This is a genomic window from Pseudomonas sp. CFBP 5748 (assembly GCF_053850495.1).
Genome location: NZ_JBSPTN010000001.1, coordinates 23,470 through 49,371 on the forward strand (window position 1 = coordinate 23,470; position 25,902 = coordinate 49,371).

The window sequence follows — 25,902 nt, forward strand, 5'->3', positions numbered from 1 at the left end:
ATACCCGCCATTCCCGATTCGCCCCGCCCCGAGGCCGCTTTTTCATGTCTGTCACCGCAACCCCCGCCCGTCCCGCGCCGGATCACCACGCCCAGTTCGTCGAGCTGCTGCAAACCAGCCTTGAGCAGAGCGCGTTCATCAAACTGGTGCTGGCCAAGTACGTGGGGGATGAAGCGGACCTGCAACGGCTGATCATCAAGCAACTGACGGTCAAGGATCAGCCGTGCCTGTCCTTCGTCTACCGCTACAAGACCCGCGACATCACCAAAAACTTCCCGCTGACCGAAGGCGTGGCGACCATCGCCGCGCTGGTGCCAGCGTCGTTCAAGAACGCGCATTTGCTGGCGGTCACCGACGAGGCGCAGTTGGAATACAGCAAAAAGGGCAAGAGCTCGCTGTTCAAGAGCAAACCCCAGCAACTGCGGGAAGTGCCATCGGCCGAGCACAACCGCGAGAAAAATCGCTTCCTCGACCTGAGTCGGCCGTTCCTGGCTGATTTGGGCGTGACTAACCACAAGCACGAGCTGATTCCGGCGATGTCGCGCAAGTGGAAGCAAATCAACAAATTCATCGAAGTTTTCAGCCATGCGCTGACCTCCTCGCCGCTGGCGCTGGACAAACCGGTACGGGTTTCGGATTTCGGCTCGGGCAAGGGTTACCTGACTTTCGCTATTCACGATTACCTGCGCAATACCTTGCAGGCCGAAGGCGTGGTGACCGGTGTTGAACTGCGCGAAGACATGGTCAAGCTGTGCAACGAAGCCGCCGCGCGCCTGGAGCATCCGGGCCTGAGCTTCCAGCACGGTGACGTGCGCAGCGTGGCGCCGAGCGCGGTGGATGTGATGATCGCCTTGCACGCCTGTGACATCGCCACCGACTACGCGATTCACATGGGTATTCGCTCCGGCGCTTCGATCATCATGTGCTCGCCGTGCTGCCACAAGCAGATCCGTCTGCAAATCCAGAGCCCGGCGTTGCTCAAGCCGATGCTGCAATACGGCCTGCACCTGGGCCAGCAGGCGGAAATGGTCACCGACAGCTTGCGGGCGTTGTTTCTGGAAGCCTGTGGCTACGAAACCAAGGTGTTCGAGTTCATCTCCCTGGACCACACCAACAAGAACAAGATGATCCTGGCCGTCAAACGCGCCGAACCGATGGATCCGACCGAGCTGCTGGCGAAAATCCAGGAGCTCAAGGCGTTCTACCACGTCACCGAACACTGCCTGGAAACCTTGCTGCGCAGCGATGGTTATCTCTAGCGCTCCCACAGGACCCTGTCCCGCACTTCATCAATGTGCAGCCCGTCCGGTAATGACGGGTTATCGCTCTGCGATCGACGTACCGGGCTACCTTTAATGCGTTCACCCCTAACGCATCCCCAAAGGAGCCCCACCCTATGGCCGCTAAGAAGATCCTCATGCTGGTCGGCGATTACGTCGAAGACTATGAAGTCATGGTGCCATTCCAAGCCTTGCAGATGATCGGCCACACCGTGCACGCGGTTTGCCCGGACAAAACTGCCGGGCAAACCGTGCGCACGGCGATCCATGACTTCGAAGGCGACCAGACCTACAGCGAAAAACCGGGACACTTGTTTGCCCTCAATCATGACTTCGCCAGTGTCGAAGCCGCTGACTACGACGCGCTGCTGGTGCCGGGCGGGCGTGCGCCGGAATACCTGCGCCTGAATGAAAAGGTCCTGCAACTGGTGCGTGATTTCGACCAGGCGGGTAAGCCGATTGCTGCGGTGTGCCACGGCGCGCAGTTGCTGGCGGCCGCGGGCATTCTGGAAGGGCGCGAATGCAGCGCTTATCCTGCGTGCGCCCCGGAAGTACGTCTGGCGGGCGGGACCTTTATCGATATTCCGGTGACCGAAGGCCACGTCCAGGGCAATCTGGCGACCGCCCCGGCGTGGCCGGCGCACCCGAACTGGTTGGCGGGGTTCCTGACCTTGCTGGGCACGGCCATCACCCTATAGCGCGGCGGGCCTGACTGGCAGAACAAGCGCCGCGGGTCTTTACTGCTTGGGCAACTATTTGCGCGCCTGAGGAGAACTCCTATGTCTGGATGGTACGAAATCAGCAAAAGCAGCAACGGCCAGTTTCGGTTTGTGCTCAAGGCGGCCAACGCCGAAACGATTTTGACCAGCGAGCTGTATGCCACCCGTAGCGGTGCTGACGGCGGCATCGCGTCGGTACAGAAAAACAGTCCGTTGGCCGAACGCTATGAACTCAAGAACACCAAGGACGGCCATCCGTACTTCAATCTCAAGGCCGTCAACCACGAGGTGATTGGCAGCAGCGAGGCCTACGCCTCGGACGCCGCCCGGGATAAAGGTATCGCCAGCGTCAAGGCCAACGGACCGACGACGGTGATCAAGGACAAGACCCTGGCGGCGCTTTGAGTTTCCCCCGGTAGACGGCGTAGGAGCTGTCGAGCGAAGCGAGGCTGCGATCTTTCCGCAGGCGCTTGAGTCCCAAGCGAAAGATCAAGGGATCGCAGGCTTCGCCAGCTCCTACAGCGCCGAGCCAAACCATGCACTGACCTGAAGGTGGGTTTCCCGGTCATGCATGCGCAGGTTAAACCTCCACCGGCACCGACAGCCTCGGATCGCCCAACGGATGGCTCTTGGCATCGAAGAACCGCAGTTCCACCCCCAACCCCTGGAACACTTTGGCGTAATGGCGCTTCTGGTGCTGGATGAACGCCTGGCTACGGGGGTAGATCGAAATTGCCACGGTTTTCGGCGCAGCCAGGCGCAGGGCATGCACGATGTGGCTGTCCTGCTCGCCCAAGGCATGACCGAACAGGCACAGGTTGTCGCCGTGGTGCAGCAACTGGTCATAGCAGAACGACAGGTAGTCGGAGCTGCGGATGGTCTTGAGCTTGTCCTGGCTCGGGCCTTCATTGACGAACAGCGGCACGTCGTCGAGGGTCTTGATCGTGTTGTTGATGGCGAAACTGCCCAGCAGCGTGCCCTCGGTGGAGGTGAGCTTGCGCGCCGTGCCGTCCTGGTTTCGCACCAGGTGCAGGCCGCCGTGCAGGTACAGCAGGCGCGGTTTGTCCGTGGCTACCTGGCTCAGATCAAAACCGTGGTCGCTGCCGAGGAACAAGTCGGTGAGGGTCTGCGGCGCATGCTGGATCGCCCAATAGTTGAGCAAATCGTAGTTGGTGGTGAACACCGTGCGGTAGCGACTCAGCTCCTGGTTGAGCGTCGCCAGGGTTGACGGCTGCACCAGTCGCCAGGGGATATGCACAGCGTGCACGGTGTTGATCAGCGCTTCCTTGATCGCGTAGTAGCGATTGCGCGGGGCGGCGGAGCTGACGGCCAGGGCCTTGTTGACTCGGCTGGTGGTTTTCAGCGCGCCGAGCACTTGCTCGAAACTGCGCGTCTGCATCGCGTCGAACACGCTCAGTTCCGACGGGCTCAGCGGCTTTTCTTCAACGGTGCGGGCATTTTCGAACAACGAGTCATAGCCGAAATCGTCCCATACGGCGCGGCTGGCACCATTGCCCACCAGCAAGCCGCTGAAGGTGGTATGGGCGCGCAAGGCCTCCCAGTCTTCGAGCCGGGCGTCATATTCCTGGAAATCGGTCATCGCGAAGCTTATCCCAAACGTGGCAAAAGGCAGGGCGCGACTTTATCACGACCCAGTCTTGAGCCAGATCAAGATACGTCGTGACTACTCGGTCATTCTGTAGGCCCTGCCGATCCGGCCTCAACCAGGAGCGTGACCCCATGAGCAGTACTTTTTTTATTCCCGCCGTGAACATCATGGGGCTGGGCTGCCTCGATGAAGCGATGACCGCCATCCGCAACTACGGTTTTCGCAAGGCGCTGATCGTCACCGACGCCGGGCTGGCCAAGGCCGGCGTCGCGAATATGGTGGCCGAGCAACTGGCGCTGCAGGACATCGATTCTGTGATCTTCGACGGTGCCAAGCCCAACCCGAGCATTGCCAATGTCGAACTCGGATTGGGACTGCTGAAGGAGAGCCGGTGCGATTTCGTGGTGTCGCTGGGCGGTGGTTCGCCCCACGATTGCGCCAAGGGCATCGCCCTGTGCGCCACCAACGGTGGCCAGATCCGTGACTACGAAGGCGTCGACCGCTCGAGCAAGCCGCAATTGCCGTTGATCGCCATCAACACCACGGCCGGCACCGCCAGCGAAATGACCCGTTTTTGCATCATCACCGACGAAACCCGCCACGTGAAAATGGCGATTGTCGATCGCAACGTGACCCCGCTCATGTCGGTCAACGACCCGGCCCTGATGGTGGCGATGCCCAAGGGCCTGACCGCCGCCACGGGCATGGATGCGTTGACCCATGCGGTCGAGGCTTATGTGTCCACCGCTGCCAATCCGATCACCGATGCCTGCGCGCTGAAAGCCATCACCCTGATCAGCGAGAATCTGCGCAAGGTCGTACGCGATGGTAGCGATCTGACGGCGCGGGAGAACATGGCCTACGCGCAGTTTCTGGCGGGGATGGCGTTCAACAATGCTTCCCTGGGTTTCGTACACGCGATGGCGCACCAGTTGGGTGGCTTTTACGATTTGCCTCACGGTGTATGCAACGCGGTGCTACTGCCTCATGTGCAGAGCTTCAACGCCTTGGTGTGCGCTGCTCGCCTGACCGACGTGGGGCAGGCGATGGGTGTCGACACGCGCGGGTTCAGCCCGGAAGAGGGCGCCCAGGCCGCCATTGCGGCGATTCGTCGCCTGGCCCATGACGTGGAAATTCCGGCCGGTTTGCGTGACTTGGGCGTGCGCCTCAATGACGTCCCGGTGTTGGCTGCCAATGCCTTGAAAGACGCTTGCGGCCTGACCAACCCGCGAGCGGCGGATCAGCGGCAGATCGAAGAAATTTTCCGCAGCGCGTTTTAAGGGGCCCGTGGCGGCATGAACCTCACGCATAACATCGCCGCCATCCCCAGCAGCGTGCACAACGCTGCCAGCGGCCAGGCCTGTTGGCTCAACAACAGGCTGGCCATGGCGCCCATCACCGACGCCATCAGTTGATGCAGAAAACCGCTCAACGCCATGGCGTAGGCACCGGCCACCGGTGAACCCTCGTTGGCCAGGGACAGGCTGATGGGATAGGTCAACGACTGGCCGAACACCGCGAAGCAATACGGCAGCCAGAAGAGCAACGCGATGCTGCTCAGGGTGAGGCTGCCTGCCAGCATGGTCGCGCTACCGCCCAGCACCAGTGCGATGCCCCAGCCCATCATCCGTCGTTGGCCGGTACGCAACACAAAAGCGTTCACCACCAGCGCGCCGAGCAGATACGCTGCGCTGATCGGCCAGCCCAGCAGACCGTACTCAATGGGCGACCAGTGGAAGCTTTCCTGCAGAATCAGCGGTGCGGCGGTATTGAAGGCGACGATCACTCCGTAACCCAGACCACCTGCGAATGCTGGTAGCAGAAAACCCCGGCACCTGAGTATCTGCCCGTAAATACGCCACGCCGATTGCCCGTTGCGGGCCTCTGTCAGCGCCGGGAACCGTGCCCGGGACACGGCCGCTGCCATGGCCAGACTGCTAGCGCCTAGCCCGTAGAAGATCGCCTGCCACCCGAAAGCCGCCTGGATCAGCGAGCCCAGGTACTGGCCGATGCCGAGGGCGATCACGAAGGCAATCGATATCCATGACAGGGCCTTGGCCAACAGATCGCCGCTGAAACTGTCACGAATCAACACCCGCGCCATCACCGAGATGCCGCTGGCACCGATGCCCTGGATCAGCCTGAACGCCAGGAATGCCTCCACTGTCGTGCCCAACGGCAGGGCCATATTGGCCAGGCCGTACAGCCCCAAAGCCGCCAGCAAGATCGGTTTGCGCCCCAGGCGCTGGCCCAGGCTGCCCCACAACAACATGGGCAGCGCCATGCCGATCAGGTACACCGACAACCCCCAGGATGCCCGGGACGCATCGCTCCCCAGGTCCCGGGCGATATCGGGGAGGGCCGGCAAGTAGATGCTCATGCCCAGCTGCGCGAGGAAGACGGTGGTGCAGGTGACGATCAGGGTCGTGCGGTTCTTCATCAAGCACTCGTTTCAAGGACGGATGTCACGTCCGTGGGCCAGCAGCAGGTCGGTGAGCCGTTCGCAGAATGAGCGAATCACGTTGGGCTCCATATCGGCACGCAGAGTGATGCGGATTGCGGCCTTGCCTTGCGGTACCACGGGGAAAAAGACCGCTGAAGTGAAATACCCCAGCTCGGCCAGTTCGACCGCCACGCTATTGGCCAGGGTCGCTTCACCGCAGGGCATCAGACGGATCGCCATGGGGCTGCTGCGCTGTTCGGTACGAACGAGGCTGTCGAAGAGGCGGATATTAGCCTGCAAACGCTCCTGCAAGGCACTGAATTCCCGGCTGCGGTGCAGGCGGATCGAGGCCATGCCGGCGCCAATGGCCGCTGCGTTCAGGCTTTGGGACCAGTTGCTCGGTCCTCCATAGCGTTGCACCAACGCTTTGTGCCGTTCACTGCCAAACATGGCCAGCCCGCCACTGGCCCCGAACGACTTGGCCAGTGAGGCGACAATCAGGGTGCGCTCGTCCACCGCATGGAAGCGCGAACGGGCCAGGCCAGCGCCGCATTGTCCTACGGTAGACAGCGCGTGAGAGTCGTCCAGGTAGAGAAACAGGCCATAACGATGTTTGAGATACAGCAGGCTGTCCAGATCCGCTACGCCGCCCATGCTATAGGCGCCATCGGCCACGTAGGCCACGTTGCGTTGTTGTTTGCACAGGTCTTCGAGGAAATCCATGTCATTGTGCGGGCACGTGATGACTTGAGTTTCATCGGCGCAGGCAGCCTTGATGTGATTCATCGAGTAATGGGCATGTTTATCAAACACCATCACCGGCGGCCGATTGTCCGTCAGCACGCCGCTGGCCAGCAACGGCAGGATCCCGGCGCTGGCAGCACTGCACGACAGGGCGCTGAGGCAGCTGGCGCCAAACAACTCTGACAATTGGGTTTCGTATTGGTCCAGGATCGCCAGCTTGCAGCGATTCTTTGAGTTGGCCACACGCAGGGTCCCGGTTTCCCATAGGGCGGTCATGGCGCCGTCCAGCAGCGCGGGGTGGTAATCCAGGCCCAGGTAGGAAGTGGTGCAGAAGTGATGAAAGGTCCGGCCGTACTGGTCGACCAGGACATTGGGGGTCTTGACCTCGACATTCAGCCCCGAGATTTTTCCGACTTCGGCGCTCTTCCAGTCCGGATCCGCGAGGGAAATGGCTTTGCGGTAGTTGGTGAAGTGATGGGTCGATTGTGCAGTCATGGCGCGATTACATTCCTTGGTTGAGTGGTGCTGTCCGTGGGGTGTTTCAATATCTGTGTGTTTCCAGACTTTACAGATCGTTGTGCCGGGCTTTGAATCGGCTATTTCTGGTGTGTTTGAGTGTTACGGGAGACTTCTGTGTAGGACCTTGCCTAAGGGCTTGGGCGGCAAATCCATTCGCGCCGTCAGAGCTCGGTGAAGTCGTGTTTTTACCCCCGAATATGCTGCGTTTCGCTTTGCCAGCAGCGCAGGCGCGACACCGGTTGGCGGCGTAACGTCGATATCTTTCTAAAGGTTGCTTATCCATGCTCTCAGGCTTCAATCATCTGACCCTTGCCGTCACCGATCTGGACCGCAGCGTGGGGTTTTATCGCGAGCTGCTGCAGCTTCGTCTTGAGGCCAAGTGGGACAGCGGGGCTTATCTGTCGCTGCCTGGGTTATGGTTGTGCCTGTCCCTGGACCCGGCGCGAAAAACCGAGCCCGCCGCGGACTACACCCATTACGCGTTCAGCATCGATGCGGGAAATTTTCCATTGCTGATGGCGCGGCTGAACGCCGCCCAGGTAACGCCCTGGCGCGACAATCGCAGTGAAGGTGATTCGTGTTACTTCCTCGATCCGGATGGGCACAAGCTTGAGGTCCATGTGGGGGACCTGGCTTCCAGGCTGAAGGCTTGTCGGCAGGCTCCTTATGCGGGAATGGAGTTTTTTACGGATCCGTGAGGGGGCGAGTTGTCTGGCGTTGCGGTACTCGTCGATGTTGTCTTGCGGATCTCACCGTTTTCATACTGATCACTTACGCTATCCTCATCGTATGTATGGGGGCGTGTCAGGGCTGCACGCTGTATCAGCGTGGTGAACTGCCCCCCGGACTCACTCACCGCCGCATCATCCGGATGACCTCCAGCACCATGGATACTCGAAGTTCCGCGCCGCTGGCCAGTTACATCGATCTTTTGATGGACGCTGTGTGTGCCGTCGATGGACAAGGGCGGTTCGTGTTTGTCAGTGCCGCCTGTGAGCGCATTTTCGGCTACACCCCGCAGGAGTTGATTGGCCGGCCGATGATCGACATGGTGCACCCTGCCGACCGCCAGCGAACCCTTGAGGCGGCACGGGAGATCATGGACGGCGAGCCCAAGCTCAATTTCGAGAACCGCTACCTGCGCAAGGATGGCCAGGTGGTGCACATTTTGTGGTCGGCGCGCTGGTCGCCGGTGGATCAACTGCGGATCGCCGTGGCGCGGGACATCACCGAGCGCAAGCAGGCCGAGTCCCGGCAGGCGGCGTTGTATGCGATTTCCGAGGCGGCCCACGCAGCGGCGGATTTGCTGGCGTTGTTCAAGCGCATCCACCTGATCATTGGCGAGTGGTTGCCGGCGCTGAATTTTTCGGTGGCGTTGTATGACGAGCAATGTGCGCAACTGAACTTTCCTTACCACGTTGACGATCTGGAGCGGCAGCCTGAATTGCCCGGTACGATCACCGGGCGTTTGTGCGCTGAGGTGATTCGCAGTGGTCAGCCGATCCTGCTGACCCCCGGTTGCCGCCAGTTGCCGCCAGGTTTTTCCGACCTCGTGGCGCGTCCGGACGCGCCTTGTTGGCTGGGCGTACCGCTGAACTCGCAGAACGGTACGATCGGCGCGTTGATCGTCAAGAGCGCCCCAGACAACGAACGTTACACTGAGCAGGACAAGGAACTGCTGCAATACGTCTGTGCACAGGTCACCATCGCCATCGAGCGTCAGCAATTGCACGCCCGGTTGCAGCACATGGCGCAGTACGATCAGTTGACCCAAGTGCCCAACCGCGCATTGCTGCGTGACCGGTTCAAGGCCGCACTGGTCACCGCTCGCGCTGCGTCAGGGCGCATGGCCTTGCTGTACATCGACCTGGATCGCTTCAAACAGATCAACGACACCTACGGCCATGGGGTGGGTGACATGCTGTTGCAAGCGGTGGCCAGTCGTCTCAAGGGATGTATCCGGGATACCGACACCGTGGCGCGCATAGGCGGCGATGAGTTCGTGGTCCTGCTCCATAGCATTCAGACTTTGGAAGATGCCCATCGCGTACAGGAGAAAATCCGTCATACGCTGGCCCAGCCGCTACGCCTGGACGGGCATTGCCTGAGCATCGAGCCGAGCATCGGCGTGGCCTGTTTCCCCGACCATGGCACTGAGGACGTGGCACTGTTCCGTCACGCCGACGCGGCGATGTACGCCGCCAAACGCCAGAATCACGAGGCGTCCGGCATCTGACCGCGCACCACCGTTCGTCGTGGTGTTAGACGTTTTTTTCAAACCTTTCAGGCACTGTCCCTTTCCTATGTAAGGCGGATCCCACTCGCCGGAAACATCGCCCGCGATCGAACCAAGACGTTTGAAGTGGGTCGCAAAAGTGGGAGAACCACCAACACGAGCGTCGTGAAAGCAGTATTTGGCCGAAAACCGCGCCAGGCGTCTCGCTAAATCGTCACAGGTGGTTCTGATTCAGAGGCAGGGAAACCCGCCAGAAACTTTTATCAGAGGAGGGCGCGACCATGAGCCGTATGGCCACCTTTTTTCGTACCACCAGTCTTGTCGTGCTGATGGGCCTGGGTGCCGGCAGTGCCTGGGCTCAATCGCCTGTCGAATTCATCAACGATGCTTCGGCCAAAGGCATGGCCGACATCGAAGCCAGTCGCATGGCCCACGGGAAAGCCGAATCCAGAGAGGTCAAGGATTACACCATTATGGTGATCAACGACCGCACCACTGCCAATCAGCACCTGGCGAAGATCGCGAAGAAGCTCGACCTGCCGGTCGCGCCCCGTGAAGAGGTCGCGGACAAGGCCAAGACCCTGATGCCGCAGGTGCAGGAGGGCGAGTCGTTCGAAGCCGCCTATGCCGCCAGCCAGGTCAAGGCCACCGAGGACGCCATCGCGCAGATCCAACAGCAGGCCCAGAGCACCGAAGTGCCAGAAATAAAGGCTTTCGCCGACGAAACCCTGCCTAAATTGCAAACCCATCTCAAAATGGCCCGGGCGCTCCAGGCCAGCCGCTGATTCGCCGTACGTTTTACATTCAGGACCGGGGCGCTCGCGCTCTGGTTCATCTTGCCCGCAGAAAAGGAGAGCCTCGATGTCCACACGCCGAGAACCCAACCAATACGCGATGCAGAACCCGCTGACTCAATATCCTCGTCCACCCTTTCCCGACCAACCCCAGTCGCCTCCGGGCATCGACCAGGACATGGTGCCCAAGCCGGATCACGGCGAAAAAAGCTATCAAGGTTTCGGCCGCCTGGAAGGGCGCAAGGCGCTGATTACCGGTGGCGACTCGGGGATCGGCCGCGCGGCCGCCATCGCCTATGCCCGGGAGGGGGCCGATGTAGCGATCAATTATTTGCCCAGTGAAGAGCGGGATGCGCGGCAAGTCATCGAACTGATCGAAGCCGAAGGGCGCAAGGCCATTGCAATACCGGGCGATCTCAAGGACGAAGCCTTTTGCGTCCAACTGGTGAGAAGTGCTCACGAGCAATTGAGTGGCCTGGATATTCTGGTGAATGTCGCCGGCAAACAGGAAGCGCAAAAAGACCTTGCCGACATCACCACTGCGCAATTCGACGACACCATGAAAACCAACATCTATGCGATGTTCTGGCTCTGCAAGACGGCGGTGCCGCTGATGCCGGCGGGAGCGACCGTGATCAATACGGCGTCGATCCAATCCTACGACCCGTCCGCGACGCTGTTGGATTACGCCACCACCAAAGCGGCCATCGTGGCATTCACCAAGGCGCTGGCCGGGCAGGTCATCGGCAAGGGCATCCGTGTCAACGCCGTGGCACCGGGGCCGATCTGGACCGTGCTGCAACCCAGCGGCGGACAACCGCAAGAGAAGATTCCTACGTTCGGCTCCCAGGTGCCGATGAAACGTCCAGGTCAACCGGCCGAATGCGCGCCGCTTTATGTGTTGTTGGCATCCCAGGAGTCGAGTTACATCACTGGAGAAGTGTTCGGCGTGACGGGCGGCAATCCGCTACCTTGATGCTTGACCGGACCGTGCGAGTGGCACACCACCACTCGCGCGCCCCACTCAACACTGGTTCAGATCGATCTTGTTCTTTTCCTCCAAGCCTTCCAGGCCTTTGACTTCGTCTTCACCCATCGCCTGGTAATGCTTTCTCAGCGCCTCCAATTGCTTGAGATCCAGCGCTTCGAGCCCGAGCATCGCATTTTGCGCATTCTTGGTCGCTCGCAATAACTCGTCGACCTTCAGATGCAAGATGTCGGTATCACGGTTCTGCGTGTTCTGAATCAGGAACACCATCAGGAAGGTAATGATCGTCGTCGACGTGTTGATGATCAGCTGCCACGTATCATTGAACTGGAAAAAAGGTCCGCTGACGGCCCATAGCACCAGCAACACGATGGCCCCCAAAAAGGTCTTGGGGCTCCCCGCCCAGAGGGCCAGTTTTTGTGCGATTTTTGCGAAGGTCATTGCTGTTTTCCTTGTGGGATGCACCTGTCTGGTGAGACAGCAACGACGTGATGAAAATTCTGCTTATGTTGGGTGGCGGTCTTTAGGCGAACGTCTATCGCCCTGCCAGAAGACCGTCGCAACATTTGCCATGTCCAAGGGTCACTCCTTAAAGACCTCAACCGGAGTACACCATGAACGCCACCCGCACCTTCTGCCTTGCCTGTTGCCTGTTCGCCCTGCAGGGCTGCTTCGACAACTCGGGCAATGAGACCAAGGACAACACCGATGGCACCAAGTCTTCGATACAGATGAAAGAGTCCGGTTCGGAGAAAAAATAACCCTTGTGAGAGCGAGCCTGCTCGCGATGGCGTCAGATCGGCAACATTGATATTGGCGGGTCTACCGCTATCGCAAGCAGGTTCTGTATTTCAACCTGCTATTTTTCAGCGCCCCTGCTGCAGCACTTTCAGCGCCGCCGAGGCCAGAAAACCTGAGCGGCTTTTTTCCTCAGGATGGTGCAACACATATTCATCAATACGATTGAGCAGGTAGCCAGGCAAAGTGATGTTGAGCTTCTGCGCCTTGCCCAGGTACTTGGTCACATCAATGTCCACCAGCGCCCAAGTGCAGCCGGCATATTTTGGATTGGCTGCATGCAAGGTGACGGTATTGGCCGACGGAATCGGCGAACCGTCGTCAGCCAGAATCTCGAAGTGCCCCTCAATGGCCTCACGTGCCATCGCCATGGCCTCGTCCAGGTCGTCGCCAGCGGAAAAACAGCCGGGAATATCCGGCACCTCAACACCCCAGGCGTGCTTGTCATCGCCCATGGAAATCGCAATCGGGTAAAGCATTTCAATCGTCCTCCGCAGACGTAGCGCAACTGGCCGTCTGAAGCAGCGCCTGTTGCAAAATACTGATGGCCGTTTTTTTGAGCAGGTCCTTCTTTGGATGGGGTACCGTCACCAGCCCCGGCTTGGTCGGATGCTTGAAGTGATGGTGACTGCCCCGACCCCGCACCAGATACCCACCGTCCGCAATAATTTGGCTTATCAGAAATCGGCTATTCACATCACCTCCGTGTGGTGTGATTGGTAGGTACTATACCTACTGAAATTAAATGATCAACACTATAACCACCGAAGGCGATATCGGTAGGTAAGTGCAGTCATTGCTACGAAGTCTAGAGGCCGTGTTGCACAAGGGCGGAGGTGAGGTGGGTTGGGTTTATTTCTGGATGTGATGAGCGGAGGATTGCGCCCGTGGCGAGGGCACTTTCTCCCGCTGGGGTGCGTAGCCGCCCCGGATTTTCGGCTCAGTTTGCTTTCGTTCTCAAGCATGAGTCCCAGCAGCGAACTCTACGACTGCTGCACAAACGTCAGTCGCACCGCAAACCCAATCAAAAGACTCCCAAACAGCCACTGCTGCAAGCGCTGGGCCGAAGGGGAGCGCTGGAGCCAGCGCCCGAGCGCCACACCTACCAGAGCGTAGGCGCTATCAAACAAGAAACCGACGCTGACCAACATCACGCCCAGGGTCGCAAACTGCCCCAGCACCGGCCCGCCCTGTGGATCGATGAATTGCGGCAACAACACCGAGCAAAACAACAAGGCCTTGGGATTGAGCAGATTCGTCAGCAGCCCACGCCGAATCGCCAGGTGCCAGTGTCGCTTTCTGGCCTCGACAGCGGCGCCTTCAAAACTTGGCAACAACGTGGTCCGCAAGCATTGAAAACCGATCCATAACAAGTAGGCAGCCCCGGTCAGGCGCACGACATCGAAAGTCCATGGCGCCGTCTTGAACAAGGCCGAAAGTCCCAGCGCCGCCAATGCAACATGACATCCACGAGCAATCCCCAGGCCCACCGCCGTCGCCAGCGCCGCGCCCTTGCCCTGACGGGCACCGGTTTGCAGCAGCAGAATCATGTCCGGCCCTGGCAACACGTACACCACCATCAAGGCCATCAGAAACAACCAGAGCTCTGCCATGCGACACCCCCTTCATCGATGATTCTCAAGCATCAAGTCTATGGCTGACGGGCGGGGCAGGTGGTTGCGAAGTCAGCTTCTAAAGATTCATTAATTGGCATAACCTGCCAGCTATTCGCACTATTCAATTGGGAACTGCCAATTCATGAAATTGGACGCCTTCGACCGAAAAATCCTCGCCGCGCTGCAACGCGATGGCCGCCTGAGCAATGTGCAACTGGCCGAAGAAATCGGCCTGTCCCCGTCGCCCTGCTTGCGCCGTGTGCGGATGCTTGAAGAAGCCGGTGTGATTCGTGGTTACCAAGCCAATCTCGACCGCGACGAAGTGGGGCTTGGATTAACAGTTTTTGTCGGCGTGAAGGTTGAGCGGCACAACGACGAACAAGCCGAAGCCTTTCGCCAGGCCGTCACGGCATTGCCGGAAGTGATTTCGGCGTTTCTGGTGTCAGGCGAATCGGATTTTCTGTTGCAAGTGGTGGTGCCGGACTTGCGGGCTTACGACCGTTTTCTCACTGGGCGGCTGCTGAAGTTGCCGGGGGTGAGTGATATCCGGAGCAACTTTGCGATTCATACGGTGAAGACGCCGGGGGCGTTGCCGTTGGGGCATTTGCCGGGGGGCGGTTGATATTTTCGGATGTGCGTCAGCACCTATTCATTGGCGCAACGTCGCGCAATCGCCTTCAACATGCGACGGCGAATAAGCCCACTGACCGGTCGAATCAGGTACCAGTACGAAGTAAAACTTCGCAGCGCATCAGCATCGAGGCAATGCACCCGCGTCTGCGTGGTGACTCTCGTCAAGCCCGGCCGCAATAACTGGCAGGTGAAACCGATCACCAGCTTCACACAGCCCGGCTCATCGAATACCCGGAACGCCTCGGCATCCGCTACAGGGACTTGGCCGTAGTCAGCTTTCCAAAGCTTGCCGGCGAGTCCGTAAACAACTTCCGTATCGTCATCGCGCTGCAGCAACGTGAAGTTATCCAGGCCGAACGAAGCGGGCCGATCAGCCCCTTCGCGCCAAGGCCGGCCCAGCAGGCGCATCGGGAGCTCGCGGAGCTTGATTGCATATCGAAAAAAGCGGTCGTCTTCAGGACGATGAGCGAGGACATGCGCCATCGCACGGGAAGGGGCTACGGGAACGTCCACTGAATGCTGCTCACTGAACTGGTACGTAGGGAGATGTGAATCAATAAGGCGCATCCCTTGCTTCCCTTCATCTTTACTCGAGGTGGCCATTACATTAGGGCGCAACATCCACAAATTCCAGACCAAAAAAAACCGGCCACCAAGAGCCGGTTTTTTACGTCCCTCGTCAAAACCACACGACGTGAGACCAGAATTCGATTGGAGCGGGTGAAGGGATGATCAGGCGATCCTACCCATTTGACCGACCGACGAAAAAGAGCCAACAACACGTTCAACTGACCGAAAAACAGTTAACGCTCTTTCTTACGCAACTCTCTGATCTTGCCTACAAAAGCTGCGGGAGCTACCCGCTATCCACATCTGGGTAGATAGGAAATAGTGCCCCGCAGAACGGAGTGCACGATTGCTGATAAGCGATTGACGTCCGACACCGCATTTTGACTCTATTGATCGGTGCTGCTCGCACGTCAGTGACGTCAAGCGCAGATGATGAATCTTTTTTTTGGTATCGCGGTGTAATACCATGAACAATAAGCAGCTCAGCACGCTCAGAGCCATATTCTCTAAGCCGACACCTTCAATGTTGGAGTGGGCCCGTATTGAGTCACTGCTTGGCGCAGCGGGTGCCAAGACCATTGAAGGCAGTGGATCGCGTGTACGTTTTGAATTGAATGGCGTGGTCGCAACCTTCCACCGGCCCCACCCAGACAAAGAAGCAAAGCCCTACCAGGTACGTGATGTTCGGGCTTTCCTTGAACAAGCAGGAGTTACACCGTGAACGTTATGAATTATCAGGGCTACGCCGCGCGAATTGACTACAGTGATGAGGACGGTCTGTTTGTAGGCCACATTGCTGGTATTAAGGATGTCGTCGGGTTTCACGGCGAATCTGTCAGCGAGCTTCGAGCCGCGTTTGAAGAGGCGGTTACTGATTATCTGGAGACGTGTGCCAAACTGGGGCGAGCGCCGCAGAAGCCTTATTCTGGCAATCTCAGCCTTCGCCTCGCCCCCGCGCTCCATGCAACGGTCGCGGTAAAGGCTCAGCTCGCTCACAAGAGCATCAACCAGTGGGTGGCCGATGTTCTTGATCGTGAAGTGCATGCCTGAAGACAGACTGCGACAGGAAGCCAGATCTCAGTTGCCTCCGTTAAACTCCGTTTGCCGATAGCCCACGGCCCATAACTGGTTAAGCCGCGTCATGTTCTCCGAGTCATCACCTCCCTTCGTATTCCCCGGTCTGTAAACAATGGGGACGCATCTATTTATTCTCGAGAACACCGCCAACCACAAATTCCAGACCAAAAAAAACCGGCCACCAAGAGCCGGTTTTTTACGTCCCTCGTCAAAACCACACGACGTGAGACCAGAATTCGATTGGAGCGGGTGAAGGGAATCGAACCCTCGTTATCAGCTTGGGAAGCTGGAGTAATGCCATTATACGACACCCGCTCAGAGCGGCTGACTTTGTACCAGATGTGGGCACGGATTTGAAGTTTTTCTTTACGCACGACGAGGTCAGTCGTCTACGCAAGCCTCAAACCAGAGCGGTCGTTCGCGGGCAAGCCCCCGTAGCCAAAAAAGCACAGGGTGGGGCTTGCTCGCGAGGACTCGGTTTCAGATAGCCGGTGCATGGTAGCCCTGCACGTAGCTATAGCGCGGTCGGCTTTCGTGGCGAGCCGGTTTGAGGAAGTCCAGCAAGGCGTTGCGGCTGTCCCGGCAGGCGGCTTTGTGCTCCATGTCCAGGAAGTGTCCGGTGGCTTGCAGTGTGCTGAAGCTGCTGTGCTGCACGTGATCGGCAAAAAGCCTCGCGTCGTCGGCCGCGGTGTATTCGTCCCATTCGCCGTTCAGGAACAATACCGGGACGTTGATTTTTTTCGCTGCGTTGACGTAGCACAACCGATCGCTGTGGAGCACGTCGCTGATGTGGAAATGCATCTGCCCGTATTCATGCTCGGCCAGGCTGCTGACGTGGCGATAGTTGAAGCGCTTGAACAGCGGCGGCAGGTGTTTGCCAATCGTGCTGTTGACCAGGTGCCCGACACGGTCGCCGTCCAGGCAGCCGAGGTAATCCACGCCGCGCTCCAGGTAGTCGCGCATCGGCGCATTGAGCACCGGCGAGAATGAGCTGATCACCGCTTTTTCGATGCGCCGTGGGCGCTGCGCCAATGCAGTCAGCGTGGCGGCGCCACCCCAGGAAAAGGACAGCACATGCTCGGCGGCGAAGTGGTCGATCAGTTCCAGAAGGATCTGGCCTTCGATCTCTTTCGTCAGCATTTGCTCATGTCGGTTGTGGGCCTTGGACTTGCCCGCGTAGGGCTGGTCGTACAGCACGACATTGAATTGCGGGTAGAGGTTTTTGGCGGTCTGTGCAAACGACGCAGTGGTGGCCATCGAGCCGTTGACCAGAATAATGGTCTTTTGTGCGGCGTCTGCGCGATAGAACTCCGTGTAAACCCGATACTGACCCTGTATATCCAGCACAGCGATTTCTGGCCTCATGTCATAAGACTCCTGGCAAGCGGGTATGCGCGCAATAAGATTGCACGGGCAATGTGACAGGTAGGCATACGCCTGAAAGATAAGGCCCATGTCGATCCGAACAATGGTCGACGGGTGTTGTTATAGGCGGGCAGTTTGCCGGAGGAGCAAGGCGGAACCTGAGGATTCCAACCGGCAAAAGGTTTCTTGGAAGTATGTTGTGACTCATCGGTCACATTTCGGCCGACGGTTTGATTCAAGCAGGGGGGCGACTGTTGCGCAAGTACCGATTGGAAAATTGTTCGACACTTCTGCCCAGCGGTAGCGGGTTCAAATGAGATGGACTTCCCCGGGGCTCAAGGCGCGGTACTGGCCAGGCTCGAGATGGGCGTCCAGCGTCAGTGGCCCCATGCGCTCACGGTGCAGGCGCAACACCTTGTTATCGAAGTGGCCGAACATGCGTTTGACCTGGTGATAGCGCCCTTCAACGATGCTCAGGCGCGCCGATTTTGGCCCCAGCAGTGTTAGCTCCGCTGGTTGGGTGGTGAGGTCTTCGAAAGCGAAGTACAGGCCGCGAGCGAAGGTGACGGCATATTCGGCGGTGATGGTTTGCTCGGTCTCGACGTAATAGACCTTGGGCAGTTTGGTCTGGGGTTGGGTCAGGCGCCGCGACCAGCTTCCGTCATTGGTGATCAGCATCAGCCCTGTGGTGTTGAAGTCCAGGCGCCCGGCGATGTGCAGGTCGTCCTTGTCCGGTTCGTCCAGTAAGTCGAGCACGGTGGGGTGCTGCGGATCGCGGGTGGCGCTGACACAGCCGGGCGGCTTGTGCAGCATGAAGTAGCGCGCTGGGCGGCCCGCTTGCAGCACCTGCTCATCGACTTCAACCCGACTGAACTCACGCACTTGTGCATGGGGATCGTCGACGGTCTGGCCGTCGATCCGCACGCGACGCTCCACCAGCAGCAGGCGGACCTGTTGGCGGTTGAAACACGGCAGATTACTGAGGAAGCGGTCAACGCGCATGGGCGGGCAGGGCAAGAGAAAAAGGGACGCGCATCTTATCCAATCGGCAGTCCCTTGGCTTGCAACTGCTCCAGTACCTGGGCGCAGCGCGGACATAAACAGGATTGATCTCGCTGTTCGGCCGGCAACGCTTCAAGCACGGCCGGGTCGATGCTCACGCTGTAGCACCAGCAGGTGCGGTCGACGGTTCGCGGGTCGGCCAGGGTGCAGTCATTGGTGGCGCCGCAGGCCGGGCACAGGTCGGGTTTATTCATAACTGGAGTGAGGCAGTTCCACGCAGGTTCGGTTGCACCCGGTCTGCCGGGCGCGTTGCAGCGCATGATCGGTCCGCAACAGCAGACTGTGCAAGACGTCTTCGTCCTGCAAGGTGGTGAGGCCGATGCTGACGGTCACCCGTAATTGTTTCCCACTGCAGAAATAGCGTTGGTTTTCGATGTGCTGGCGAACTTTCTCAGCGATTTTCAGACCGGTCTGCCCATCGGTGTCCTTGAGCAGTACGACAAAGGTATCGGCACTCCAGCGACACACGATGTCCGACTGCCGCAGGCTTTCAGTCAGATCGCGCGCTACCCCGGTCAGTAGTTGATCAGTGGCGATGTGACCGTGGTTGGCGTCCAGCCGCTTGAAGTCGTCCAGCTCCAGCAACAGCGCGGTCAAGGGTTTGGGTTCGCGCTGGGCTTCGTGCAGGGCTTGCACCGCCAGCAGGTCGAAGCCTCGGCGGTTCGGCAGTTCGGTCAGGCTGTCGAGGATGGTCTGGGCGTCGATGCGGCGTTGATAGCTGTTGATCAGTTGATAAAGGATTGCCAACACGGCCAGTGTCACGAGCAGGCCGATCAGCAGGTTCAGGTACAGCGTCTTGAGAGTGTGGTCCCGTACCGAGGTATGGGCAGCCTGGTAGCCCAACAATGAAATGATCAGAAAGCCTGCACCGAGCAGCAGCACTACGAGCAGGAGCGGCTTACGCTGGGAATACAACGGCGAACGGAGCGACATGGCGATTTCCTTGGCGCAGACCCAATGAAATCAGTTTAGTGGCCTTGTAGGAAAAGATGCTCGGATTTGCAGGGTTTATAGCACTGTGGCGAAGGAGCAAGCTCCCTCGCCACAGGTTCACAACTACTTAAGGCTTTGCAGGTAAGCCCGCCATCCCCCCAAATGGCTGATCTCCTGCGCGCCCTCCAAGCCATACGCCTCGCAAATGAATCCGCTTTCCCAACGGCCATCGGCCAGTTGCACCTTGCCCAGCCCCAACGGCGCGGGGATGCCGGTCAGGAACGAACCCAGTTCGCTGCTCGGCATTTCCCAGACCTCGACCTCAATCGCCACGCCACCTTCACTGACCCGAAGCATGCCGGGGCGCAAGGGTGGGCCGCCGGCCAGGGCATAGAGGCGGTAATCGGGTGAACTGCGGGTGGCTTCGACCAGGTGGGCACCGCGTTGCTTGAGCTGCCAGTTAAGCGCCAATCCGTCCAGGTGCGCCCCGCACACCACCAGTCGTGCCCGGTCGTGGCGTGCCGGGTTGGTTGGCGTTGGCAACGCCGGATCCTGCTGGCGCTGCAAGGCATCGGCCACGCCGAGCAGGTATTGATCAGTGAAGGCTCGACCGAACAGCGTCACGCCCCAAGGCAGGCCGTTGGCCATGAACGCGCTGGGGACGGCGACGGCGGCATAGTCCAGCAGGTTCATGAAATTGGTGTAGTAACCCAGCTCGGAATTGCGCAACACCGGTTCGGCGGCCAGCTCGGCGAGGGTCACCGGACGGCCGATGGTCGGCGTGAGGACGCAATCGAGGGTTTCCATGACGCGGTCGCATTGGGCTTTGAGTGCTTGCAAACGGTACTGGGCGCGGAAGGTCTGTACGCCATCCACGGTAGGTGCTTTCGCCAATACGGCGCGGATCACTGGTAATACGGCGTCAGGCTCGCGCTCCATCAATTGGCCGGCGACGCTGTAGCGCTCGGCGACCCAAGGCCCTTCATATAGCAGGCGTGCGGCTTCCAGGAACGGCGACAAGTCCAGTTCCACCGCTTCGCCACCTATGCGTTCGAGCCGCTCGATGGCGTCCAGAAACAGTTGCGGACCTTCGTCGCAGCCGAAAAAGGCCAGGTCCTGGGGGCGAGGCACGCCGAAGCGAAAGCGTCGCGGCGCGCCGAATGCTGAGCCGTCGTTCCACAGCGGATTGCTGCGGCTGTATTCGTCGCGGGGGTCGAGACGAGCCGTCAGCGCCAGTAACTGGCTGGCTTCCCGCGCCGTTGCGGTGAAGGTCGTGACGCAGTCCAGCGTGCGACAGGCCGGTACTACGCCGGCCGTGGAGATCAAGCCCTTGGTGGCTTTCAACCCCAGCAGATTGTTCAGTGCCGCAGGTACCCGACCGGAACCGGCGGTGTCGGTACCCAAGGCAAAACTTGCCACGCCCAGGGCCACCGCCAGTGACGAGCCGGCGCTCGAACCGCCCGCCGGATAGTCGGACAGTACGCTGTTGCGGCAGGCGCCGTAGGGCGAGCGGGTGCCATTGAGTCCGGTGGCGAACTGGTCGAGGTTGGTCTTGCCCAGCGGAATCGCGCCCAGCGCCAATAACTGCTCGACGATGGTGGCCGAACGTTGCGGCACGTAGGCAAACGCCGGACACGCGGCAGTGGTGGCAATGCCGGCCAGATCAATGTTGTCCTTGATCGCGAAGGGCACGCCGTACAGTGGCAGGCTTTCCAGGTCGCGGCCTTCCAGTGTGGCCAGGAAGGGTTCGAGTTCCTCAAGCGTCAGCAGGTGGATGAACAGGTGATAGTCCGGATTCAGCGCGGCGGCTTTTTCCCGCAGGCTCGACAGCACTTGGCGAGGCGTCAGTTCGCCGCTGCGGTAGGCGTTGCGCAGATCGTCCAAACGTAGAGAGAGGTTCATGGTGTTAATCCTTTGATTGAGTTCAGTCACGTTCCAGCACCACGACGCGCTGTCCGGCGCGCACCGCTGAACCTGGCTGGACGCGAACTTCGCGCACCACCCCGGCCACGGGCGCCAGCACCGGGATTTCCATCTTCATCGACTCCAGAATCACCAGCACATCACCGACGGCGACCCGGGCGCCCACTTCCACCTGCACCTGCCAGAGGTTGCCGGCGATGTGGCTGTCGACGCTCATTTGATCCTCGCTCAGTAGCGTGTTTTCGTCCGGCGCGGGGGCAGGTTCTTCGCTGTCGAAGTGCGCCTGGCCACTGGCGATCCAACGCTCGCGCTCGGCGTTGAAAGCGCCTTGTTGCTGCTGTCGGAACGCGGCGATGCTGTCGGCCTCCTGCGCCAGAAAACGCTGGTAATCAGCGAGGTTGAGCTGGCTGTGTTCGATGTTCAGGTCGAAGCGGCCCAGGGGGAAATCCCGGCGGATGCGCAGCAGTTCATCGGCACTGACCGGGTAGAAACGAATCTGGTCGAAGAACCGCAGCAGCCAGGGCTTGCCGTCAAATGCGGCAACGTCCCGATACCGGTTCCACATCTGCAACGTGCGCCCGACGAACTGATAACCCCCCGGACCCTCCATGCCGTACACGCACATATAGGCGCCGCCGATGCCCACCGAGTTTTCCGCGGTCCAGGTGCGGGCCGGGTTGTATTTGGTGGTCACCAGCCGATGCCGTGGGTCCAGCGGCGTGGCGACCGGCGCGCCGAGGTAGACGTCCCCCAGGCCCATCACCAGGTAGCTGGCGTCGAACACGGTGCGTTGCACTTCGTCGAGGTTGGGCAGGTCGTTGATGCGCCGGATGAACTCCAGGTTGCTTGGGCACCAGGGCGCGTCCTTGCGCACCGTGGTCATGTATTTTTCGATCGCCAGTTGGCAAGCCGGGTCGTCCCAGGACAGCGGCAGGTGGACGATGCGCGACGGCACTTGCAGGTCCTGTGCGGCGCACACCGCGTCCCATTCCCCGGCGACAATGGCCAGGAGATCGGCCAGGGGCAGTTGCTCGGGTTGATAGTGCACTTGCAGTGAGCGAATGCCCGGGGTGAGGTCGATCACACCGTGCAATTGTTTGTGTTCCAAAGCCTGCATCAAGGCATGGGCGCGAAAGCGCAGCACGAGGTCCAGTTCGGGGGCGCCGATTTCCAGCAGTAGATGGGTGTCGCCGGACAATCTCGCCACCAGGCGGGTATCGTCCCGCCCGATATCCAATACCACAGGCGACGAAATCCCCTGTGGGAGCGAGCTTGCTCGCGATAGCGGCGGGACATCCAATATTGATGTAACTGACAGACCGCTTTCGCGAGCAAGCCCGCTCCCACATTGATCCCATTTCAAGGCCAGAGATCGGGCGGTCGATACATCCACCGGCACAAACCGCACCTTGTCCCCCGCCTTGAGTTGCCCCAGTTGCCAGAGGTCCGCCTCGATCACCGTCACCGGGCAAACGAAGCCGCCCAGGCTCGGGCCGTCGGGGCCGAGGATGACGGGCATGTCGCCGGTAAAGTCCACGGCACCGATGGCGTAGGGATTGTCATGGATGTTGGAAGGATGCAGGCCGGCCTCGCCACCGTCGGCGCGTACCCATTCGGGTTTCGGCCCGATCAGGCGCACGCCGGTACGGCTGGAGTTGAAATGCACTTCCCACGCCGTGTCGAAGAAGGTCTGGATGTAGCACTCGGTGAAGTATTCCGGCGCGCCGTGAGGGCCATAGATCACACGAATCTGCCGCACGCTCGGCAACTCAAGAACCGGCACGCTCGTTTGCGGCAGCGCCGTGTGCTCATCCAGTGGCTTGAGGTGCAACACGTCGCCCGTGCACAACGCCCGTCCGCCATGACCGCCGAACTGGCCGAGGGTGAACGTGCTTTTACTGCCCAGGTAATCCGGCACTTGCACGCCGCCTTGCAGGCACAGGTAACTGCGCGCCCCGGCCCCAGCGATGGTGCCGATCGCCAGGGTGGCGCCGGCTCCAATCGACAGCACGGTGTTCATCGGTACGGCTTCACCGTCGAGGGTCAGCGCAATCACCGCACCGGTCACGGCCACCCGGGCAGGGCAGTTGAAGCGCAGCAGCGGCCCGCTCATGGTGATTTCCAACGCCGCCGCACCTTCTTCATTACCCAGCAGGCGATTGCCCAGGCGCAGCGAACGGCTGTCCATCGGTCCCGACGGCGGCACACCCACCGCCCAATAGCCGAGGCGACCGGGATAGTCCTGGATGCTGGTCTGGGTACCGGGGCTGAGCACTTCAAAGGTGTTGGCGCGATAGACCAGCGCCTCCAGGCAGCGGGTCCAGGGCTGGCCGTTGGCAAACGGTGCATCGAGGAGGATCTGTTGCAGGTATTGGCGGTTGGTTTCCACGCCGTACAGCAGGCTTTCATCCAGCGCTTGATACAAGCCCAGGCGTGCCTGCTCGCGGGTGGGGGCCCAACGAATGACTTTGGCGATCATCGGATCGAAGTAAGGCGGGATCTGGCAACCGGCCTCGACCCAGGTGTCGATGCGCAGTTGTTTGCCATCGCATTGCGGGAACTGCACGGTGGTCAGCAGCCCTGGGCTAGGCTGGAAATCCCGGCCCGGATCCTCGGCATACAAACGTGCCTGAATCGCATGGCCCTCGGCTTTCAAACCCTGGCGTAACTCGCAAAGTGGCGGCAGGTCTCCGGCGGCCAGTTGCACCATCCAGCGCACCAGATCCACGCCCCATACTTGCTCGGTGACGCCATGCTCGACTTGCAGTCGGGTGTTCACCTCCAGGAAATAGAAGCGTCCGGCATCGCTGTCGAACACGAATTCCACGGTGCCGGCGCTGCGGTAGTTCACCGCCTTGGCCAGTTGGATCGCCGCCGCACAGAGTTCGTCAGCCATGCCTTCGGGCAGGTTCGGCGCCGGGGTTTCCTCGAGGACTTTCTGATTGCGCCGCTGCACCGAGCAGTCGCGTACGCCCAGGGCGATCACCTGGCCCTGGCCGTCGCCGAACACCTGCACCTCAAGGTGCCGCGCGCGTTCGATGTACTTCTCGATGAATACCCCGGCATCGCTGAAGTTGTTCTGGCCCAGGCGCCTCACCGTTTCGAAGGATTCGCTCAGCTCGGCGGCACTGCGACACACGCGCATGCCGATGCCGCCGCCACCGGCAGTGCTTTTGAGCATCACCGGATAGCCAACCTGCGTCCCTGCCAGCAGCGCGGCGTCGAGGCTGTCGAGCAGTTCGGTGCCTTCGAGCAGCGGCACGCCGTGTCGGCGTGCCAGGTCGCGGGCGGTGTGCTTGAGGCCGAACACACGCAGTTGCTCCGGCGTCGGGCCGATGAAAGCGATATTTGCGGCTTCGCAGGCTTCGGCGAAGGCTGCGTTTTCCGAGAGAAAACCGTAGCCGGGATGGATCGCCGTCGCGCCGCTGCTTTTGGCGATCGCCAGGAGCTTGTCTACCGCCAGGTAAGTGGCGGCCGCCGCGCCTTCGCCCAGGCAATGGGCTTGGTCGGCTTGCAGGATATGCAAGCTGGCGGCATCGGCCTGGGCATACACCGCCACACCTTCGACCTTCAGTTCACGCAGGGTCCGCAGGATGCGGCAGGCGATGGCGCCACGGTTGGCGATCAGGACTTTTTCGAACATGGCATAACCCCCTCAGGCATGCATGGCTGCCTGAACCGGGATGCGGGCCGTCCCGCAGTTTTCGATGGCCGCCGGGGTCGTCCCTGGTGGCGAAATAATCAACTTCAAAACACCGCTGAACCCTGTGGGAGCGGGCTTGCTCGCGAAAGTGGTGTGTCAGTCAACATCTATGTCACTGTCGGACCGCTTTCGCGAGCAAGCCCGCTCCTACATTGGATCGTGGGTGTCTGGTAACGCTATTTAATGCACTGCCCCGACCGGCTCTGGCACAACGCAAACAACCAGCGCCGCAGGCGGCTGAGTTTCAGTTCCATATCAAAAGCTCCGCAGGTGTGGGGTTGTAGGCATTGCATGGGTTGTTCAGTTGCGGGCAGTTGGAGATCAGGACGATCACGTCCATCTCGGCTCGCAGGTCGACGTATTTGCCCGGCGCCGAGATCCCGTCTTCGAATGTCAGGCCGCCGTCGGCAGTGACCGGCACGTTCATGAAGAAGTTGATGTTCGGTCCGATATCGCCCTTGCCCAGGCGACCGTCATGGGCGCAGGCCCGCAGGTAGTTGTCGCGGCAGCTGTGCATGTAGCGTTTTTCCAGGGCGTAGCGCACGGTGTTGCTTTCCTGGGCGCAGGCGCCGCCGAGGGTGTCGTGGCGCCCGCAGGTGTCTTCGACGATGGTCAGCATCGGCTGGCCTAGGTTGGAGTACAGGACGCTGCCGGTGCTCAGGTAAACGCTGTTCTGCCGGCGCAGCGTGCGCTGCACGTCGTAGCGTTCCTTGGGGTTGGCCAGGCTGTAGAACAGCGTGTCGACCGCCTGGTTGCCCTCCAGGTCGAGGATGCGCAGGGTCTGGCCAGCCTTGACCTCCACCAGCCAGGGTTCCCCGGCGGGAATGGTGGCGCGATAGATAGCGGTGTCAGGCTGCTTTTGTACGGTGGCGATGGCGAGTGACATGGCA

26 protein-coding genes, 1 tRNA gene and 1 pseudogene are annotated in these 25,902 nt (G+C 60.1%); 12 read left to right on the forward strand and 16 right to left on the reverse strand.

Features of this window, described 5'->3' with window-relative positions; all coding sequences use genetic code 11:
• Positions 1 to 44 precede the first annotated feature (44 nt).
• From ACWNZ1_RS00110 to ACWNZ1_RS00120, 3 genes are all read left to right on the forward strand, one after another.
• A complete protein-coding gene (locus tag ACWNZ1_RS00110; RefSeq protein WP_265072788.1) occupies positions 45 to 1,259 on the forward strand; it encodes a class I SAM-dependent methyltransferase in 1,215 nt (404 codons plus the stop codon).
• 137 nt (positions 1,260 to 1,396) lie between these two features.
• Positions 1,397 to 1,978: a DJ-1/PfpI family protein gene (locus ACWNZ1_RS00115; RefSeq protein WP_135844135.1), complete on the forward strand. Its 582-nt coding sequence runs from the start codon at positions 1,397 to 1,399 to the stop codon at positions 1,976 to 1,978.
• Positions 1,979 to 2,059: 81 nt separating this feature from the next.
• Entirely contained in the window at positions 2,060 to 2,404 is a 345-nt protein-coding gene (locus ACWNZ1_RS00120) for a YegP family protein (RefSeq protein WP_456027280.1), read from the forward strand.
• Positions 2,405 to 2,579: 175 nt separating this feature from the next.
• On the opposite strand, the gene ACWNZ1_RS00125 is transcribed toward ACWNZ1_RS00120, so the two are convergent.
• Positions 2,580 to 3,599, reverse strand: coding sequence for a DUF4917 family protein (locus ACWNZ1_RS00125; RefSeq protein WP_256452317.1), 1,020 nt, complete (start codon positions 3,597 to 3,599; stop codon positions 2,580 to 2,582).
• Positions 3,600 to 3,739: 140 nt separating this feature from the next.
• On the opposite strand from ACWNZ1_RS00125, the gene yiaY reads away from it, so the two are divergent.
• Positions 3,740 to 4,888: an L-threonine dehydrogenase gene (yiaY, locus tag ACWNZ1_RS00130; RefSeq protein ID WP_135844138.1), complete on the forward strand. Its 1,149-nt coding sequence runs from the start codon at positions 3,740 to 3,742 to the stop codon at positions 4,886 to 4,888.
• Here yiaY and ACWNZ1_RS00135 read toward each other — a convergent pair.
• Positions 4,885 to 6,048, reverse strand: a complete 1,164-nt coding sequence (locus tag ACWNZ1_RS00135) for an MFS transporter (RefSeq protein ID WP_256452318.1) — start codon at positions 6,046 to 6,048, stop codon at positions 4,885 to 4,887. The genes yiaY and ACWNZ1_RS00135 overlap by 4 nt on opposite strands.
• 12 nt (positions 6,049 to 6,060) lie before the next feature.
• Entirely contained in the window at positions 6,061 to 7,290 is a 1,230-nt protein-coding gene (locus tag ACWNZ1_RS00140) for an aminotransferase class I/II-fold pyridoxal phosphate-dependent enzyme (protein ID WP_256452319.1), read from the reverse strand.
• A gap of 305 nt (positions 7,291 to 7,595) precedes the next feature.
• Here ACWNZ1_RS00140 and fos point away from each other — a divergent pair, with 305 nt between their 5' ends.
• The 4 genes from fos to ACWNZ1_RS00160 all read left to right on the forward strand — a co-directional run bounded on the left by fos (position 7,596) and on the right by ACWNZ1_RS00160 (position 11,320).
• Complete coding sequence (fos, locus tag ACWNZ1_RS00145; protein ID WP_135844141.1) at positions 7,596 to 8,012, forward strand: fosfomycin resistance glutathione transferase; 417 nt, start codon at positions 7,596 to 7,598, stop codon at positions 8,010 to 8,012.
• Positions 8,013 to 8,200: 188 nt separating this feature from the next.
• Positions 8,201 to 9,550: a diguanylate cyclase domain-containing protein gene (locus tag ACWNZ1_RS00150; protein ID WP_135844142.1), complete on the forward strand. Its 1,350-nt coding sequence runs from the start codon at positions 8,201 to 8,203 to the stop codon at positions 9,548 to 9,550.
• Between the two features lie 281 nt (positions 9,551 to 9,831).
• The gene (locus tag ACWNZ1_RS00155) at positions 9,832 to 10,335 is read left to right on the forward strand and encodes a DUF4142 domain-containing protein (RefSeq protein WP_135844143.1); all 504 of its coding nucleotides are present in this window, start codon (positions 9,832 to 9,834) and stop codon (positions 10,333 to 10,335) included.
• Between the two features lie 76 nt (positions 10,336 to 10,411).
• Complete coding sequence (locus tag ACWNZ1_RS00160; protein WP_135844144.1) at positions 10,412 to 11,320, forward strand: SDR family oxidoreductase; 909 nt, start codon at positions 10,412 to 10,414, stop codon at positions 11,318 to 11,320.
• Between the two features lie 48 nt (positions 11,321 to 11,368).
• Here the strand turns inward: ACWNZ1_RS00160 and ACWNZ1_RS00165 are convergent, their stop codons facing one another.
• Positions 11,369 to 11,773, reverse strand: a complete 405-nt coding sequence (locus ACWNZ1_RS00165) for a low affinity iron permease family protein (RefSeq protein ID WP_135844145.1) — start codon at positions 11,771 to 11,773, stop codon at positions 11,369 to 11,371.
• A gap of 173 nt (positions 11,774 to 11,946) precedes the next feature.
• Between ACWNZ1_RS00165 and ACWNZ1_RS00170 the strand changes: the two genes are divergently transcribed.
• Positions 11,947 to 12,093 carry a hypothetical protein gene (locus ACWNZ1_RS00170; protein ID WP_178084240.1) on the forward strand — a complete coding sequence of 49 codons (147 nt, stop codon included), beginning with the start codon at positions 11,947 to 11,949 and terminating at the stop codon, positions 12,091 to 12,093.
• Between the two features lie 105 nt (positions 12,094 to 12,198).
• Here the strand turns inward: ACWNZ1_RS00170 and ACWNZ1_RS00175 are convergent, their stop codons facing one another.
• From ACWNZ1_RS00175 to ACWNZ1_RS00185, 3 genes are all read right to left on the reverse strand, one after another.
• Positions 12,199 to 12,609, reverse strand: a complete 411-nt coding sequence (locus tag ACWNZ1_RS00175; RefSeq protein WP_280944754.1) for a type II toxin-antitoxin system HicB family antitoxin — start codon at positions 12,607 to 12,609, stop codon at positions 12,199 to 12,201.
• A gap of 1 nt (position 12,610) precedes the next feature.
• Positions 12,611 to 12,826, reverse strand: a complete 216-nt coding sequence (locus ACWNZ1_RS00180) for a type II toxin-antitoxin system HicA family toxin (protein WP_256452322.1) — start codon at positions 12,824 to 12,826, stop codon at positions 12,611 to 12,613.
• Between the two features lie 287 nt (positions 12,827 to 13,113).
• Positions 13,114 to 13,743: a LysE family translocator gene (locus ACWNZ1_RS00185; RefSeq protein ID WP_256452323.1), complete on the reverse strand. Its 630-nt coding sequence runs from the start codon at positions 13,741 to 13,743 to the stop codon at positions 13,114 to 13,116.
• Between the two features lie 145 nt (positions 13,744 to 13,888).
• Here ACWNZ1_RS00185 and ACWNZ1_RS00190 point away from each other — a divergent pair, with 145 nt between their 5' ends.
• Complete coding sequence (locus tag ACWNZ1_RS00190) at positions 13,889 to 14,368, forward strand: Lrp/AsnC family transcriptional regulator (protein ID WP_135844149.1); 480 nt, start codon at positions 13,889 to 13,891, stop codon at positions 14,366 to 14,368.
• Positions 14,369 to 14,391: 23 nt separating this feature from the next.
• On the opposite strand, the gene ACWNZ1_RS00195 is transcribed toward ACWNZ1_RS00190, so the two are convergent.
• Positions 14,392 to 14,946, reverse strand: a complete 555-nt coding sequence (locus tag ACWNZ1_RS00195) for a hypothetical protein (RefSeq protein WP_265072791.1) — start codon at positions 14,944 to 14,946, stop codon at positions 14,392 to 14,394.
• A 469-nt stretch (positions 14,947 to 15,415) separates the two neighbouring features.
• On the opposite strand from ACWNZ1_RS00195, the gene ACWNZ1_RS00200 reads away from it, so the two are divergent.
• Positions 15,416 to 15,670, forward strand: coding sequence for a type II toxin-antitoxin system HicA family toxin (locus ACWNZ1_RS00200; protein ID WP_280944755.1), 255 nt, complete (start codon positions 15,416 to 15,418; stop codon positions 15,668 to 15,670).
• Positions 15,667 to 15,999, forward strand: a complete 333-nt coding sequence (locus tag ACWNZ1_RS00205; RefSeq protein ID WP_024616089.1) for a type II toxin-antitoxin system HicB family antitoxin — start codon at positions 15,667 to 15,669, stop codon at positions 15,997 to 15,999. Before ACWNZ1_RS00200 ends, ACWNZ1_RS00205 begins: the two co-directional genes overlap by 4 nt.
• A gap of 268 nt (positions 16,000 to 16,267) precedes the next feature.
• On the opposite strand, the gene ACWNZ1_RS00210 is transcribed toward ACWNZ1_RS00205, so the two are convergent.
• From ACWNZ1_RS00210 to ACWNZ1_RS00245, 8 genes and pseudogenes are all read right to left on the reverse strand, one after another.
• A tRNA-Gly gene (locus tag ACWNZ1_RS00210) sits at positions 16,268 to 16,341 on the reverse strand.
• Positions 16,342 to 16,506: 165 nt separating this feature from the next.
• Positions 16,507 to 17,391, reverse strand: a complete 885-nt coding sequence (locus ACWNZ1_RS00215) for an alpha/beta fold hydrolase (protein WP_135844150.1) — start codon at positions 17,389 to 17,391, stop codon at positions 16,507 to 16,509.
• Positions 17,392 to 17,700: 309 nt separating this feature from the next.
• A complete protein-coding gene (locus tag ACWNZ1_RS00220) occupies positions 17,701 to 18,393 on the reverse strand; it encodes a pseudouridine synthase (RefSeq protein ID WP_135844151.1) in 693 nt (230 codons plus the stop codon).
• 35 nt (positions 18,394 to 18,428) lie between these two features.
• The gene (locus tag ACWNZ1_RS00225) at positions 18,429 to 18,647 is read right to left on the reverse strand and encodes a cysteine-rich CWC family protein (RefSeq protein WP_135844152.1); all 219 of its coding nucleotides are present in this window, start codon (positions 18,645 to 18,647) and stop codon (positions 18,429 to 18,431) included.
• Positions 18,640 to 19,251, reverse strand: a pseudogene (locus tag ACWNZ1_RS00230) (GGDEF domain-containing protein); the annotation flags it as partial. The gene ACWNZ1_RS00225 and the pseudogene ACWNZ1_RS00230, both read right to left, overlap by 8 nt.
• A gap of 258 nt (positions 19,252 to 19,509) precedes the next feature.
• Entirely contained in the window at positions 19,510 to 21,288 is a 1,779-nt protein-coding gene (atzF, locus tag ACWNZ1_RS00235) for an allophanate hydrolase (RefSeq protein ID WP_135844154.1), read from the reverse strand.
• A gap of 22 nt (positions 21,289 to 21,310) precedes the next feature.
• Positions 21,311 to 24,952, reverse strand: a complete 3,642-nt coding sequence (gene uca, locus ACWNZ1_RS00240; protein WP_256452326.1) for an urea carboxylase — start codon at positions 24,950 to 24,952, stop codon at positions 21,311 to 21,313.
• A gap of 304 nt (positions 24,953 to 25,256) precedes the next feature.
• Positions 25,257 to 25,898 (reverse strand): urea amidolyase associated protein UAAP2, encoded by a 642-nt coding sequence (locus ACWNZ1_RS00245; RefSeq protein ID WP_135844157.1) that lies wholly within the window; start codon positions 25,896 to 25,898, stop codon positions 25,257 to 25,259.
• Positions 25,899 to 25,902: the final 4 nt, after the last annotated feature.

Excerpts from the sequence above, each read along its gene's own strand:
- ACWNZ1_RS00185 (WP_256452323.1), bottom strand. The coding sequence starts at position 13,743 with ATGGCAGAGCTCTGGTTGTTTCTGATGGCCTTGATGGTGGTGTACGTG.
- ACWNZ1_RS00220 (WP_135844151.1), bottom strand. The coding sequence starts at position 18,393 with ATGCGCGTTGACCGCTTCCTCAGTAATCTGCCGTGTTTCAACCGCCAA.
- ACWNZ1_RS00155 (WP_135844143.1), top strand. The coding sequence starts at position 9,832 with ATGAGCCGTATGGCCACCTTTTTTCGTACCACCAGTCTTGTCGTGCTG.
- ACWNZ1_RS00110 (WP_265072788.1), top strand. The coding sequence starts at position 45 with ATGTCTGTCACCGCAACCCCCGCCCGTCCCGCGCCGGATCACCACGCC.
- ACWNZ1_RS00135 (WP_256452318.1), bottom strand. The coding sequence starts at position 6,048 with ATGAAGAACCGCACGACCCTGATCGTCACCTGCACCACCGTCTTCCTC.
- uca (WP_256452326.1), bottom strand. The coding sequence starts at position 24,952 with ATGTTCGAAAAAGTCCTGATCGCCAACCGTGGCGCCATCGCCTGCCGC.
- ACWNZ1_RS00175 (WP_280944754.1), bottom strand. The coding sequence starts at position 12,609 with ATGCTTTACCCGATTGCGATTTCCATGGGCGATGACAAGCACGCCTGG.
- ACWNZ1_RS00120 (WP_456027280.1), top strand. The coding sequence starts at position 2,060 with ATGTCTGGATGGTACGAAATCAGCAAAAGCAGCAACGGCCAGTTTCGG.
- ACWNZ1_RS00165 (WP_135844145.1), bottom strand. The coding sequence starts at position 11,773 with ATGACCTTCGCAAAAATCGCACAAAAACTGGCCCTCTGGGCGGGGAGC.
- ACWNZ1_RS00140 (WP_256452319.1), bottom strand. The coding sequence starts at position 7,290 with ATGACTGCACAATCGACCCATCACTTCACCAACTACCGCAAAGCCATT.
- fos (WP_135844141.1), top strand. The coding sequence starts at position 7,596 with ATGCTCTCAGGCTTCAATCATCTGACCCTTGCCGTCACCGATCTGGAC.
- ACWNZ1_RS00200 (WP_280944755.1), top strand. The coding sequence starts at position 15,416 with ATGAACAATAAGCAGCTCAGCACGCTCAGAGCCATATTCTCTAAGCCG.
- ACWNZ1_RS00245 (WP_135844157.1), bottom strand. The coding sequence starts at position 25,898 with ATGTCACTCGCCATCGCCACCGTACAAAAGCAGCCTGACACCGCTATC.
- ACWNZ1_RS00170 (WP_178084240.1), top strand. The coding sequence starts at position 11,947 with ATGAACGCCACCCGCACCTTCTGCCTTGCCTGTTGCCTGTTCGCCCTG.
- ACWNZ1_RS00150 (WP_135844142.1), top strand. The coding sequence starts at position 8,201 with ATGGATACTCGAAGTTCCGCGCCGCTGGCCAGTTACATCGATCTTTTG.
- yiaY (WP_135844138.1), top strand. The coding sequence starts at position 3,740 with ATGAGCAGTACTTTTTTTATTCCCGCCGTGAACATCATGGGGCTGGGC.
- ACWNZ1_RS00225 (WP_135844152.1), bottom strand. The coding sequence starts at position 18,647 with ATGAATAAACCCGACCTGTGCCCGGCCTGCGGCGCCACCAATGACTGC.
- ACWNZ1_RS00115 (WP_135844135.1), top strand. The coding sequence starts at position 1,397 with ATGGCCGCTAAGAAGATCCTCATGCTGGTCGGCGATTACGTCGAAGAC.
- atzF (WP_135844154.1), bottom strand. The coding sequence starts at position 21,288 with ATGAACCTCTCTCTACGTTTGGACGATCTGCGCAACGCCTACCGCAGC.
- ACWNZ1_RS00190 (WP_135844149.1), top strand. The coding sequence starts at position 13,889 with ATGAAATTGGACGCCTTCGACCGAAAAATCCTCGCCGCGCTGCAACGC.
- ACWNZ1_RS00215 (WP_135844150.1), bottom strand. The coding sequence starts at position 17,391 with ATGAGGCCAGAAATCGCTGTGCTGGATATACAGGGTCAGTATCGGGTT.
- ACWNZ1_RS00125 (WP_256452317.1), bottom strand. The coding sequence starts at position 3,599 with ATGACCGATTTCCAGGAATATGACGCCCGGCTCGAAGACTGGGAGGCC.
- ACWNZ1_RS00195 (WP_265072791.1), bottom strand. The coding sequence starts at position 14,946 with ATGCGCCTTATTGATTCACATCTCCCTACGTACCAGTTCAGTGAGCAG.
- ACWNZ1_RS00160 (WP_135844144.1), top strand. The coding sequence starts at position 10,412 with ATGTCCACACGCCGAGAACCCAACCAATACGCGATGCAGAACCCGCTG.